This window comes from Neisseria sp. P0019.S002 (assembly GCF_051957155.1).
Classification (GTDB): Bacteria; Pseudomonadota; Gammaproteobacteria; order Burkholderiales; family Neisseriaceae; genus Neisseria; species Neisseria perflava.
Genome location: NZ_JBQCWS010000001.1, coordinates 326,335 through 338,621, shown reverse-complemented (window position 1 = coordinate 338,621; position 12,287 = coordinate 326,335). Strand labels below are relative to the sequence as shown.

Here is a 12,287-nt window from a genome sequence, read left to right as displayed (position 1 = left end):
CGGCCTTATTTCTGTCCGCCAAAGTGAATGCGCGGATCGACCCACGAATAAGAAATATCCGACACCAATTTAGCCAACAACCCCATCAGCGTGAACACATACAGCGTACCCATTACGACAGGATAATCACGTTTCATCACTGCCTCGTAAGACAACAAACCCAATCCATCCAGCGAGAACAGCGTTTCAATCAACAGGCTTCCGGTAAAGAATGCGCCGATAAATGCGGCCGGGAAACCGGTAATCAAAGGAATCATGGCGTTGCGGAAAATATGTTTCCACAAAATCTGTTTCTCAGGCAAGCCCTTGGCTCGCGCGGTATAAACATATTGACGGCGGATTTCTTCAAGGAACACGTTTTTTGTCAATACGGTCATCACCGCCAAATTGCCTGCCACAGAAGCGGTAATCGGCAAGGCCATATGCCACAGATAATCTTTGACTTTACCGGCCCAAGAGAGCGTATCGAAATCATCGCCGACCAAACCGCCCTGCGGAAACCAGGCAAAAAAGCTGCCGCCGCCAAACAACACCAGCAACACCAAACCCAATACAAACGGCGGTACGGTATAGCCGACCAAAATGATCATGCCCGTAATCGTATCGAAACGGCTGCCATCCCTAACCGCCTTGGCAATACCCAACGGAATACATATCAAATAAGTCAGGAAAAACGTCCACAAACCCAAACTCATCGATACCGGCATTTTTTCTTTCACCAATTCAAACACAGTTTGGTGATGGAAAAAGCTCTCGCCCAAATCGAAACGGGCGAATTTCCATACCATATCGGCAAAACGCGTCAAAGGCGGCTTGTCGAAACCGTATAAAGCATTCAGCGCGGCCAAATCCTCCGCACTGATACGGTTGCCGTTTTTGGCCAAAGTTCCGGGCATACTGTGTCCCGCCGTCTCGCCGCCAACCGCGCCCTGCGTCAGCTGCTGAACCATCTGCTCCACCGGGCCGCCGGGAACAAACTGAATCACGGCGAAGGTAATCGCCAAAATCCCCAACAACGTGGGAATCAAAAGGAGCAAACGATGAAAGATATAACGCCACATGGTTAAGTGTTCCTCTATTTTTTGATTTGAAGGCCGTCTGAAACCGCTGACTTCAGACGGCATATAGTAACGGATTAATAAGCGTTTGGCCGATGATTTACTTCTCCAACGCCTCCTGCAGTTTCTTCTCAATCAAATCCGCGTCAAACGATTTGGCAATCAGCTCAAAGCGGGAATCGCGGCGCCATGAAACTTGGTTTGCACCCCATTGACCGTCCACCCAGTTCAGCCATACCCATGTACCGAGCACTTGAAACACGCCTTTGGCACGCACGAGGCCGTCTGTAAATTTAGGCAGGTCGTTAAAGAAATCAGTCAGTTTTTCGCCGTCGAAATCACGCCCGGCAGGGAAAGTGAAACCTTGAGACTGGAAGCCCATGGTGTTGTCAGGCAGGGCTTTGAGGCGGTAGCGTGATTTTTCGACCACGGGAATATCAAGCCACTGGATGTCGAGTTGCGCATTTTGGACTTCAACCACTTTGGATTTGGGCGGGAACAGCTTGGCCGCTTTATCATGAAATTCGGCCAGTTGCTCCGGCGTGCACAAGTCGGTTTTGCTGGCAACCAATACGTCGCAAATGCCGATTTGGTCTTTATACAAAGCTTGTTGCGCGTAATCGGGATTAATGAATTGGCGCGGATCGACAACGGTAAAGACCGCGCCGATTTCCAACATACTGTCGAGCGGTTTGGCTTTCAGTTCGTCGATAACGCTGGCAGCGTGCGCCAGGCCGCTGGCTTCAATCATCAAGCGGTCGGGTTGGGCATCGCGCAGCATCTTTTGTACGGTCGTACCCATTTGCGCGCCGGCAGTACAGCACAAACAGCCGCCGGCGATTTCAGCTACGGGAATACCGTTGTCGCTCAAGACGGCGCCGTCAATGCCGATTTCGCCAAATTCGTTGACGATGATGACCCATTTTTCATTCGGGTCTTTTTGCGCCATCAGACTTTTGAGTGCAGTGGTTTTGCCTGTTCCGAGGAAGCCTGAAATCAGGTGGACTTTAGTCTTTTTTACTTCTGACATTTTTTACAAATTCCTGTTAAAACAACATGTTCTTCTTTTAATGAGAAACCGGTTTCGGCCACGCCTGCACGCAATGCCGACCATTCTTGGCTCAAGGTCTGCTCATCCGCCGTACCGCATTCGGTGCAGACCAAAATAAACGCGCTGTGGTGCGCCTCTGTTTCTTCGTGGTCGTGGCAATGGTCGTTGCACTCGTGCTGCGCGTGGCTGCACAAAATATAGCCGTTGACCGCCGCCACTTTGTGCAAAACGCCCTGCTCCGCCCAAAAATCAAGGGCGCGGTAGGCCGTCGGCGGCGCAACCACGCCCTCGCTTTGCTGCTGCATCTGCGACAGAACGTTGTAGGCTTTAATCACACCGCTTTGTTTCAAAACAATATCAAGCACTTGCTCGCGCAAAGCGGTTACCTGCACACCATCGCGCTGCGCTTGTTCTAAGATTTTTTGTTTGATTGCGTTCATAACTGAAACAGCCTTTCAGACGGCCTTGTTAATAAAAAATTACATTATAACGTGTTTGTTCAATTTCAGATAACAAAGAGGCCGTCTGAAATGTTCAGACGGCCTGATGCCGATTACTTAAATCAAGATTTAATTTTTCCAAACAAAGACATACTTTGTTTTTCAAACGTTTCTGCCTTCACTGGAGCAGGCGCGTCACGGTAAACTTTCATGCCTGCAAAGGTCTGGGCAACCGGCATGATTTCGATGGAATTGACGTTCATCCGCGCAGGACGTTGATAGAGCCATAAAGCGGTATCGGCAATATCTTGCGGCTGGATAAACTCGACATTCTCATAAACCTCGGCCGCACGCTGATCGTCACCTTTGAAACGGACGTTGGAAAACTCGGTATCGCCGCACAAGCCCGGTTCGATATTGGTAATGCGGATGTTTTTGTCTGCCAATTCGGCGCGCAGGTTCATACTGAATTGGCGCACAAAAGCCTTGGTCGCGCCATAGACATTACTGCCTGAATAAGCATAACTGCCGGCAATCGAACCCAAATTGATGATGTAGCCCTGTTTGCGCGCTACCATTTGCGGCAAAATCTGGCGGGTCAGAAAAGTCAGGCCGATGATATTGGTTTGAATCATGGTTTCCCAATCGCCAAAATCGGCTTTATCAGCGGAATCCAGACCTAAAGCCAAACCGGCATTGTTGATCAGGCAATCAATTTCAGCTAAATGCTCGGGCAGACTGTTCAAAGCGTTTTGAATCGACTCCGTACGAGAAACATCCATTTCCAAAGGGTAAAACTGCTCGCCCAATTCCTCTGCCAACTGCTGCAATTTGTCTTCGCGCCGTGCCGCGCCAATGACATGATAGCCTGCCGCAACAAAAGTGCGGCACATTGCCGCGCCGAATCCTGCCGATGCCCCGGTAATCAAAATTGCCATATCGTTTCCTTTCTGTACTCGTTTCAGACTTGGGTTTAAGGTATGATAACGCCTTATCAGACGGCCTAAGCGTTTGGCCGGCTGATTTTAAATTTAACGATAATCATATCATCACAATAGGACACACTCCATATGAAAACCCGTTTTCTCCCTGTTGCTTTGGCAGCAGTGGCGCTTACCCTTTCCGCCTGCGGCGGCAGCGGTGCGCCTTCCCAGCCTAAAGGTCCGATTTCCGAAGACCGTACGGCCGCGTTCAAATCCATGATGCCCGAGTTTACCCGCATGGGCAAAATGGTCAAAGACGAAGAGCCTTACGACGTAGAAAAATTCAAACAAGCCGCCGCAACCTTCGCCGAAAACAGCAAAAAACCGTTCACCTTGTTTGAATCCGACCCTCAAGGCAACGGCCGCGCCCTGCCTGCCATCTGGACAGACACGGCAACCTTCAAAGCCGAAGAAGAAAAATTTGCCGCTGCGGTTGAAAAACTCAACGCCGCCGCCCAAACCGGCAAGCTGGAAGAAATCAAAGCCGCTTACGGCGAAACCGGTGCAACCTGTAAATCCTGCCACGACACATTCCGCGGTCCGGAATAGGCTTAAAACAATAAAGGCCGTCTGAAATATCATTTTCAGACGGCCTTTTCTTCAACTGACTTCGAATCTTTCTATATCAACTTTATATTTTGCATTTCATGTTTTTTTACCGGTTTCATTTGAAACCGACGGCTCAATTCACATAGCGCAATCAAATTTTCTTCTTCCGGCTGTTTAAATTCAATTAAATCTCCCTTCTTCTCAACCACCCAAATTCAAATTCAGACCTGCTTTATCTTTTCAGCCAGATTAATCATATGCGGGTGGATTATCTTCTAAAACAAAATTTTACTTTATTTTTTAATAAATAAAAACCATTATTAAAATATTTGTAAAGTTTAATAATATGTTATAAAGTAGCGGCTTCGTTTCTGAGGTAACTATCATGAATCCGAATTTCAAATTAAATCTACTAACATTATCTTTACTGGCTATAACCAGTATCGCACACGCAGAAGACGAGGTTTCAACTCAAGAGCTTGATGAAATTCAAGTCAAAGGCAAACACATTGCCAAAGAGAAAAAAGTTTTTACCGAAGGCCAAGCCAAAAGTTCGCGTGAACGCATTTATCAATCCAGCGAAAACATTGATACCATCGTTCGGAGCATGCCCGGCGTTTTTACCCAACAAGACAAGGGATCGGGGGTATTGGCGGTCAATATCCGTGGCGATAGCGGTTTGGGACGTGTCAATACGATGGTTGACGGCGTAACCCAAACCTTCTATTCCACTTCTGCCGATGCCGGACGCAGCGGCAGCTCCTCGCAATTCGGTACGGCACTGGATCCCAATTTTATTGCCGGCGTCGATGTAACCAAAGGCAGTTTCTCGGGTGCCAACGGCATCAATACCTTATCCGGTACAGCCAATTTCCGTACTTTACGAGTAGACGATGTGGTACACGGAAACAATACCTTCGGCCTCTTAACCAAAGGATTGACCGGCACAAACAGCACCAAAAGCAACTTTATGGCAACCGGAGCGGTACAAAAATGGTTTGACAGCGGTGCACGCCTTGGCGCGTTATATGGTTACAGCCACCGTAATGTCGAGCAAAACTATAAAGTGGGCGGCGGCGGTCAGCGTATCGGCAATTTTGGCGAAGAATATTTGGACCGTAAAAAACAAGAATATTTTGAAAGCAACTTATTAAAATTCGACCAGGAACAAAATCTCTGGGTTCGTGACTTTTCCAAGCGCAATGCGGTCGGTAAAAGCTATTGGGACTACCCTTTCTCCAAAAAATATAACGATCCTGAAGTTTTGCAAAGAGATTATGTCGATGACTTGGAAAGAAGCTGGAAAGAGAATTTGGCACCGCAATGGGACCTGACTCCAATCGACCCAACCAGCCTGCAACAACGCTCAAACAGCCATTTGGTCAAAGTAGAATACGAAAACGACAACAACAAGCTGGACCTTCAGCTTCGTACCATGAACAACCGTATCGGCAGCCGCAAAGTAGAAAACCGCAACTACCAAGCCAATTACAATTTAAACATTGGCGATTATGTCGATTTAAACGTATTGGCCGCCCATAATCTGGGAAAACAAAAATATCCGAAAAACTCACGTTTTTCAGGATGGGGACTGCTTGATTATTTGGAAACCAAAAACACAGCCAATCTTTTGGATATCAACAACAGCTTTTCTTTCAAACTTCCCCAAAAAACAGATTTAAAAGCTACTGTGGGTTTCAATTTCTTTAAAAACCAATACAGTAAAAACCGCTTTCCGGAAGAGCTGAGCCTGTTTTACGACGGCCCGGATCAAGATGCCGGCCTGTACAGCTTTTTAGGCCGCTTCAAAGGAGACAAAGGAATATTTCCCCAAAAATCAACGATATTGCAACCTTCAGGCCAGCAAAAATTCAATACGTTCTATTTTGATACTTCCTTGAAAAAAGGCATTTATCAATTGAATTACAGCGCCAATATGGTTAACTACCGCTACAAGGGCGAATATACCGACTACTTCAATACCCAAGAAGACTTTAAAAAAGCATTTGGAGAAGATTCCGAAATTTATAAACAGCATTGCACGCCAAGCTGCGACCTTTACGAACCGGTTTATACCAAATCCGGTAAAAAGCATGCGGTAAACCATTCGGTAGCATTAAACATCAATGTCAACGACTACTTTATGCCGTTTATCAGCTATTCGCGCACGCATAGAATGCCGAATATTCAAGAAATGTATTTTTCACAAATCGGCGACTCGGGCGTCAATACAGCCCTCAAGCCGGAACAGGCCAATACTTACCAAATAGGCTTCAATACCTTCAAAAAAGGGATTTTCAAGCCGGACGATGTATTGGGTTTCAAACTGGTCGCCTATCGCAGCAGGATCAACAACTATATCCACAATGTTTATGGCAAATGGTGGGATTTGGATAAAGCACCCAGCTGGGTAACCAGTACCGGCTTGCAATACTCCATCCAACATCGAAACTATGCCAAACCTGTCCATAAAAATGGTTTGGAAGTGGAAATGAACTATGATTTCGGCCGCTTTTTTACAACCCTGTCTTACGCCTATCAAAAAACCAACCAGCCGACCAATTATAGCGATGCCAGCGAATCGCCCCGCAACTCTTCTAAAGAAGACCAAATCAAACAAGGCTACGGCTTAAGCAAAATTTCCCGCCTGCCCCGAGATTACGGTCGGTTTGAATTAGGGTCCCGATGGTTGGGCAACAAATTGACCATCGGCGGCATTATGCGCTATTACGGCAAAAGTACACGGGCGACGACTGAGGAGGAATTTGTTGATGGTACAACCGGCGCCAATACCTACTCTTCACACCAAATGGGCAGAAGGGTGATCAAAAAAACAGAAAGCATCAACAGACAGCCGATGATTTTTGATTTCTATGCCAATTATGAACCGAAGAAAAACCTTATCCTTCGTTTCGACATTCAAAATGCGTTCAATAAACGCTATATCGACCCTTTGGATGCTGCAAACGATGCCGCAACCCAGCGCTATTTCAGCGTATTTGAAAGAAAAGGCGGTTTAGATGATGAGGAAGTCGAATGTGATGCCAACGGTTTATGCAATGGCAAATATGGCGGCACGACACGCTCCGTCTTGAACAACTACGCGCGCGGCAGGACTTTGCTGTTTACCATCAGTTATAAGTTCTAAACCTATCTATCAGTATTCTTAATATTTCACTGATTAAAAAGCCGACAAACACAATGTTTGCCGGCTTTTTTCAATATATTCTCAAAATTTTCTTCATCTATACACAACAAAAAACCTGCCCTTTCGGGCAGGTTTTCAATAATGACGGATTACAGGCCGCTCAGACGGGCAGTATCGTGTGCAATCATCAATTCTTCGTTGGTAGGAATCACAACGGCAACAGCTTTGCTGTCGGCAGTGGTGATCACACCAGCATTACCGAAGCGGGCTTTCAGGTTGGCTTCTTGGTCAATGTGCAGACCGAGGAAACCCAAGTAGCCCAATACACGTTCGCGGATGATGTCGGAGTTTTCGCCGATACCGCCGGTAAAGACCAATGCGTCCAAACCGCCTGCCGCTACTGTCATGCTGCCGATGTATTTAGCCAAGCGGTAGATGAACATTTCCAGGGCCAGTTTGGCACCCGGATGACCTTTGGCAGCTTCTTCTTCGATGGTACGGCAGTCGTTGGACAAACCGGAGATACCGAGCAGGCCGGATTTTTTGTTCAGCATTTCGGTAATTTGGGAAATGGTCATGTTGGCGTTTTCAGCCAAGAAACTGAAAACTGAAGGGTCGATATCGCCGCTGCGGGTACCCATTACCAAACCTTCCAGCGGAGTCAGGCCCATGCTGGTATCTTTACATTCGCCGTTGGCAACTGCCGCAATAGATGCACCGTTACCCAAGTGGGCAATAACCATGCGCAAATCTTTTTTGTCTTTACCGAGGAAACGGGCGGTTTCATCAGAAACGTAGCGGTAGCTGGTACCGTGCGCGCCGTAGCGACGCAAGCCGTATTTTTCATACAATTCATGTGGAACAGCGTAGGTGTAGGCATGTTCCGGCATGGTTTGGTGGAAGGCGGTGTCGAATACGACAACGTTAGGCAAACCTTTGAAAATGCTTTGTGCGGCACGCAGACCCAAGAGGTGCGCAGGGTTGTGCAGCGGAGCGAGCGGAATACATTTTTCGATGCCAGCGATAACTTCGTCGTCAACGAGGATGGATTCGCTGTACAACTCGCCGCCGCTGACGACGCGGTGACCGATGGCGCCGATGCGGCTGTCGAGACCGTGGGCTTTGAGTTCTTCCATCAGGGCTTCAACTGCGCCGGTGTGGTCGGGCTTGGCAGACAGGTCGACTTTGTGTTTTTCGCCGTTGAATTTGAAGGTGATGTAGGCATCAGGCAAATTGAGCTTTTCTGCCAGGCAGCTCAGCAATACTTCGCCGCTGTCGTTATCCAATACGGCACCTTTGAGGGAAGAGCTACCGCAGTTCAAAACCAAGATTAATTTTTGTGACATTTTTATGCTCCTTGAGGTTTCAGACGGCATTTTTTGTCGGGGCCTTACTGCTGCTCCGGCTATGTTGCACCCCTTGTGGGACGTAGTGGGTAGCGGTCTGAACAGATTAACAAAGTAAACGGCCCATTCTATCAAAAAATGTAATCGGCTGCTTGACTTAATATTTGATGTAAAATGGACGGAATTTTATTTTAGGCCGTCTGAAAAAATGACGGCGGTTTTGAAGATTTACCGATATGCATTATTTCAGTATCCACACTCAAGACGGCGAACACGCCGGATTTTTTATTATGTTGGCAGATGATGAGTCGCAAAATCCGCCGCAAAGCGGACGCTTCGCAATCAAGCTGCAAAGCGAAGATGCAGCCGAAGCGGCGGTATTGTCGCCTTTTGAGCAAACCGATATCCCGCAATACTGGCGCGTGGTTAAAGACCGTATCGAATTGTTTTTTGACGATAAAAATATCGGTGCGTTGCGCAACGAATACCTGACCATCAGCGGCAAAACCTTTATCCTGACCGATTTGACCGGAGCGATGTAATGGAAAGTATGTTTATCCTTGTCCCCATCAGCATTATTTTGGCCTTTATCATCGGCTGGTTTTTCTGGTGGTCGGGTAAAAACGGACAGTTTGACGACCTTGAAGGACCTGCGCACCGCATTTTGATGGACGACGATTCCACTGAAAAACTGATCGAAAAAGACGAAGACAAAGAATCCAAACAATGAGCCTTAAAAAAGACAATCTGAATTTCCACACGACCCGCCGTTTTGCGCCGCTCTTTGGGACGCAGTTTTTGGGCGCGTTGAACGATAATATGTTCAAAACCGCATTATTCGTGATGATCAGTTTTTACGGTTTGGGTAAAAACGACTTTCTGCCGCCCAGCCAAATGCTGAATTTGGGCGCAATGCTGTTTATTCTGCCCTACTTCCTGTTTTCCGCGCTGTCAGGACAGCTGAGCAACAAATTTGATAAAGCAGTTTTGGCGCGCTGGATCAAGCTGTTGGAAATCATCATCATGGCAGTGGCGGCGTATGGCTTCTACATCCAATCCGCGCCTTTGCTTTTAATCTGCCTGTTTTGCATGGGCACACAATCGACCTTGTTCGGCCCGCTGAAATACGCGATTTTGCCCGATTACCTCAACGACAAAGAGCTAATTATGGGCAACAGCCTGATTGAATCGGGTACGTTTATCGCCATTTTGCTCGGCCAGATTTTGGGCACGGCAGTCGCAGGCGTTCCGCCGTATATTGTCGGCGGTTTGGTGTTATTGGTCGCTATCGGCGGCACGATGACCAGCCTGTTTATGCCGTCTGTACCCGCTAAAATGCCGGACACAAAAATCGAATGGAACATCATCAAAGGCACGAATTCACTGATTCGTGAAGCGGCAGCCAATCGTCCCGTATTCACGTCCATCATCGGTATTTCATGGTTTTGGTTTATCGGCTCGGTTTATACCACCCAACTGCCGACGTTCACGCAAATCCATTTGGGCGGCAACGATAATGTGTTCAACCTGATGTTGGCGCTGTTCTCCATCGGTATCGCCATCGGCTCGGTATTATGCGCCAAACTCAGCCATGAACGCCTGATTTTGGGCTTAGTTACCATCGGCACTCTGGGGCTGACGGTCTGTGGATTATTGCTGGTGTGGCTGACCCAAGGCCAACGCTTTACCGAATTAAACGGCATTATTTGGTTTTTATCGCAAGCCCAAACGTATCCGATTATGCTCGTCATGTCGGCCATCGGCTTTTTCGGCGGCTTCTTCTCCGTACCGCTCTACACTTGGCTGCAAACTGCCAGCAGCGAAACCTTCCGCGCCCATGCCGTCGCTGCCAACAACATCATCAACGGCGTGTTTATGGTGTCGGCCGCCATTTTGAGCGCGGTTTTGCTGATGTTGTTTGACAGCATCACGCTGCTGTATTTGATTGTTGCCGTGGGTAATCTTCCGTTGATTGTTTACCTCATCAAACGGGAACCAAAATTTATCGGGGATTTGACCGCTTTATTGAAAATCAGCAAATAAGGCCGTCTGAAATATATCCCCACCATGCACATTTTCACTGTTCAATCGCGTGGACAGCTTGTGCATAAATCAGATTACTGTCTGATTTAAAATTAAAAAACACATCTGCCTAAATTTTAAGCACAACTTTACTCCCAAACAAAATGCACATTTTCCCCAAACAAGCGTGTGCAAAGGCTGTTAATAAGTAAGCTTAATAATTGATATTTCAAAATAAATTAATATTTGATTAATTTTTAGGCAGTTTATTAAAGGCCGTCTGAAACCTTTTTCAGACAGCCTGAGAGTATAATAACTACCTACCTAATAGTTCCCAAACGATATGATTTATCCATGGCATGAAACACAATGGCAACAGCTCGCCGCCCATTGGCAAAACCGTCCCAACACCTGGCTGTTTACCGGCAAAGAAAATACCGGCAAAACCAAGTTTGCCCGCTTTGTCGCGCAGGCATTGCTGTGCGAATCGCCCAAGTCCGGCCATGAACCCTGCGGCGAGTGCGCTTCGTGTCATTTGTTCAGCCAAAACACGCATCCCGACTTTTACGAACTCACGCCGGAAATGCCCGAAGGCGAGGCAACGGGGCGCAAACTCCTACAAATCAAAATCGATGCCGTGCGCGATATTGTGGAAAACATTTACCTGACTGCTGTCCGAGGCGGCCTGCGCGTGGTATTGGTACATCCAGCGGAAAGCATGAATACACAGGCGGCAAACGGTTTGTTAAAAGCTTTGGAAGAGCCGCCGCAACACGTTGTTTTCCTGCTCGTTACCCATGCACGAGACAAACTCCTGCCTACCATCAAAAGCCGTTGCCGCCAGATGGTGCTGCCCTCGCCTACCCATGAACAGGCTGCGGCATACTTGCGCCAACAGGGCGTGGAAAATGCCGAAGCCTTGTTGGCGTTTCACAGCGGCGCGCCTTTATTCACGCCGACTCCCGAATTGGACGCATTACGCGAAGAGTTGCTGACGCTGCTGGCTGCCCCGCGCCTGTTGGCCATACTCGACTACGCCGCCGCGTTCGACAAACAAAAACAACCGCTGGCCGTTTTCATCAACTGGTTGCAAAAGTGGCTGATGGATGTCGGCTTGGCACAACAAAGCATGGCGCCGCTTTATTATCCGCACCATACCCAAGCCCTGCTTCAGACGGCCTCTAAAACCGATTCACGCAAGCTGTTTGCCCTATTGGGCCGTCTGAACGCGCTCAACCCTTACGGATACCATACCTTGAGTGTTAAAATGCAGCTTGAGTATCTGCTTATCGAATATTTAGATTTTTGGCAAAACAAACTCTAACAGGTAATAAATGATGAATAAAAAAGACATTCCGGCGAAGATGTTGGCTTTGCAACTCAAAGACCCCAATCTGTTGTACAACTGCTATATGCCGTTTTTAGAACACGGGGGTCTGTTCGTACCGACCGATGACGTTTTCTCCCTAGGCGAAGACATCCTCTTGGCCGTAGAAATCGCCGACTACCCCAAACGCTTCCTGCCAACCAAAGTCGTTTGGATCAATCCGGCGCGCACTTCAGCCCACCGCCCCAAAGGCGTGGGTCTTGCATTCTCCGAACACGAAAGCTGCCTGCAGGCAAAAAACCTGATCGAAGCCGAGCTTGGTCCACGCCTGCGCAGCGACCGCACTACTTTTACCCTGTAATA

At 47.8% G+C, this 12,287-nt stretch carries 12 protein-coding genes; 7 read left to right on the top strand and 5 right to left on the bottom strand.

Annotated features, from left to right (window positions below):
• Positions 1–5: 5 nt before the first annotated feature.
• The 4 genes from ACTHTY_RS01575 to ACTHTY_RS01560 all read right to left on the bottom strand — a co-directional run bounded on the left by ACTHTY_RS01575 (position 6) and on the right by ACTHTY_RS01560 (position 3,487).
• Entirely contained in the window at positions 6–1,061 is a 1,056-nt protein-coding gene (locus tag ACTHTY_RS01575; RefSeq protein ID WP_003746080.1) for an ABC transporter permease subunit, read from the bottom strand.
• A gap of 97 nt (positions 1,062–1,158) precedes the next feature.
• Positions 1,159–2,088: a CobW family GTP-binding protein gene (locus tag ACTHTY_RS01570; RefSeq protein WP_440366249.1), complete on the bottom strand. Its 930-nt coding sequence runs from the start codon at positions 2,086–2,088 to the stop codon at positions 1,159–1,161.
• The gene (locus ACTHTY_RS01565) at positions 2,076–2,549 is read right to left on the bottom strand and encodes a Fur family transcriptional regulator (protein ID WP_440366248.1); all 474 of its coding nucleotides are present in this window, start codon (positions 2,547–2,549) and stop codon (positions 2,076–2,078) included. Before ACTHTY_RS01565 ends, ACTHTY_RS01570 begins: the two co-directional genes overlap by 13 nt.
• A gap of 122 nt (positions 2,550–2,671) precedes the next feature.
• Entirely contained in the window at positions 2,672–3,487 is an 816-nt protein-coding gene (locus ACTHTY_RS01560) for an SDR family oxidoreductase (RefSeq protein WP_440366247.1), read from the bottom strand.
• A 132-nt stretch (positions 3,488–3,619) separates the two neighbouring features.
• On the opposite strand from ACTHTY_RS01560, the gene ACTHTY_RS01555 reads away from it, so the two are divergent.
• Together ACTHTY_RS01555 and ACTHTY_RS01550 are read left to right on the top strand one after the other, a co-directional pair.
• Positions 3,620–4,081: a c-type cytochrome gene (locus tag ACTHTY_RS01555; protein ID WP_070625813.1), complete on the top strand. Its 462-nt coding sequence runs from the start codon at positions 3,620–3,622 to the stop codon at positions 4,079–4,081.
• Positions 4,082–4,466: 385 nt separating this feature from the next.
• Positions 4,467–7,229: a TonB-dependent receptor domain-containing protein gene (locus ACTHTY_RS01550; protein WP_440366246.1), complete on the top strand. Its 2,763-nt coding sequence runs from the start codon at positions 4,467–4,469 to the stop codon at positions 7,227–7,229.
• Positions 7,230–7,378: 149 nt separating this feature from the next.
• On the opposite strand, the gene ACTHTY_RS01545 is transcribed toward ACTHTY_RS01550, so the two are convergent.
• Positions 7,379–8,575, bottom strand: a complete 1,197-nt coding sequence (locus ACTHTY_RS01545) for an acetate kinase (RefSeq protein WP_440366245.1) — start codon at positions 8,573–8,575, stop codon at positions 7,379–7,381.
• Positions 8,576–8,811: 236 nt separating this feature from the next.
• Between ACTHTY_RS01545 and ACTHTY_RS01540 the strand changes: the two genes are divergently transcribed.
• From ACTHTY_RS01540 to ACTHTY_RS01520, 5 genes are all read left to right on the top strand, one after another.
• A complete protein-coding gene (locus ACTHTY_RS01540; protein ID WP_003681461.1) occupies positions 8,812–9,117 on the top strand; it encodes an HLGFF motif protein in 306 nt (101 codons plus the stop codon).
• Positions 9,117–9,305 carry a cbb3-type cytochrome oxidase assembly protein CcoS gene (gene ccoS / locus ACTHTY_RS01535; RefSeq protein ID WP_003681462.1) on the top strand — a complete coding sequence of 63 codons (189 nt, stop codon included), beginning with the start codon at positions 9,117–9,119 and terminating at the stop codon, positions 9,303–9,305. Before ACTHTY_RS01540 ends, ccoS begins: the two co-directional genes overlap by 1 nt.
• A complete protein-coding gene (locus ACTHTY_RS01530; RefSeq protein WP_128582957.1) occupies positions 9,302–10,618 on the top strand; it encodes an MFS transporter in 1,317 nt (438 codons plus the stop codon). Before ccoS ends, ACTHTY_RS01530 begins: the two co-directional genes overlap by 4 nt.
• 322 nt (positions 10,619–10,940) lie before the next feature.
• A complete protein-coding gene (locus tag ACTHTY_RS01525; RefSeq protein WP_440366244.1) occupies positions 10,941–11,921 on the top strand; it encodes a DNA polymerase III subunit delta' in 981 nt (326 codons plus the stop codon).
• Between the two features lie 10 nt (positions 11,922–11,931).
• On the top strand, positions 11,932–12,285 hold the full coding sequence (locus ACTHTY_RS01520) for a PilZ domain-containing protein (protein ID WP_003682949.1): 354 nt from the start codon (positions 11,932–11,934) through the stop codon (positions 12,283–12,285).
• Positions 12,286–12,287: the final 2 nt, after the last annotated feature.

Bases quoted from the DNA above. Each gene is read 5' to 3' on its own strand.
- ACTHTY_RS01520 (WP_003682949.1), top strand. From the start codon at position 11,932: ATGATGAATAAAAAAGACATTCCGGCGAAGATGTTGGCTTTGCAACTC.
- ACTHTY_RS01545 (WP_440366245.1), bottom strand. From the start codon at position 8,575: ATGTCACAAAAATTAATCTTGGTTTTGAACTGCGGTAGCTCTTCCCTC.
- ACTHTY_RS01575 (WP_003746080.1), bottom strand. From the start codon at position 1,061: ATGTGGCGTTATATCTTTCATCGTTTGCTCCTTTTGATTCCCACGTTG.
- ACTHTY_RS01525 (WP_440366244.1), top strand. From the start codon at position 10,941: ATGATTTATCCATGGCATGAAACACAATGGCAACAGCTCGCCGCCCAT.
- ccoS (WP_003681462.1), top strand. From the start codon at position 9,117: ATGGAAAGTATGTTTATCCTTGTCCCCATCAGCATTATTTTGGCCTTT.
- ACTHTY_RS01555 (WP_070625813.1), top strand. From the start codon at position 3,620: ATGAAAACCCGTTTTCTCCCTGTTGCTTTGGCAGCAGTGGCGCTTACC.
- ACTHTY_RS01550 (WP_440366246.1), top strand. From the start codon at position 4,467: ATGAATCCGAATTTCAAATTAAATCTACTAACATTATCTTTACTGGCT.
- ACTHTY_RS01570 (WP_440366249.1), bottom strand. From the start codon at position 2,088: ATGTCAGAAGTAAAAAAGACTAAAGTCCACCTGATTTCAGGCTTCCTC.
- ACTHTY_RS01540 (WP_003681461.1), top strand. From the start codon at position 8,812: ATGCATTATTTCAGTATCCACACTCAAGACGGCGAACACGCCGGATTT.
- ACTHTY_RS01560 (WP_440366247.1), bottom strand. From the start codon at position 3,487: ATGGCAATTTTGATTACCGGGGCATCGGCAGGATTCGGCGCGGCAATG.
- ACTHTY_RS01530 (WP_128582957.1), top strand. From the start codon at position 9,302: ATGAGCCTTAAAAAAGACAATCTGAATTTCCACACGACCCGCCGTTTT.
- ACTHTY_RS01565 (WP_440366248.1), bottom strand. From the start codon at position 2,549: ATGAACGCAATCAAACAAAAAATCTTAGAACAAGCGCAGCGCGATGGT.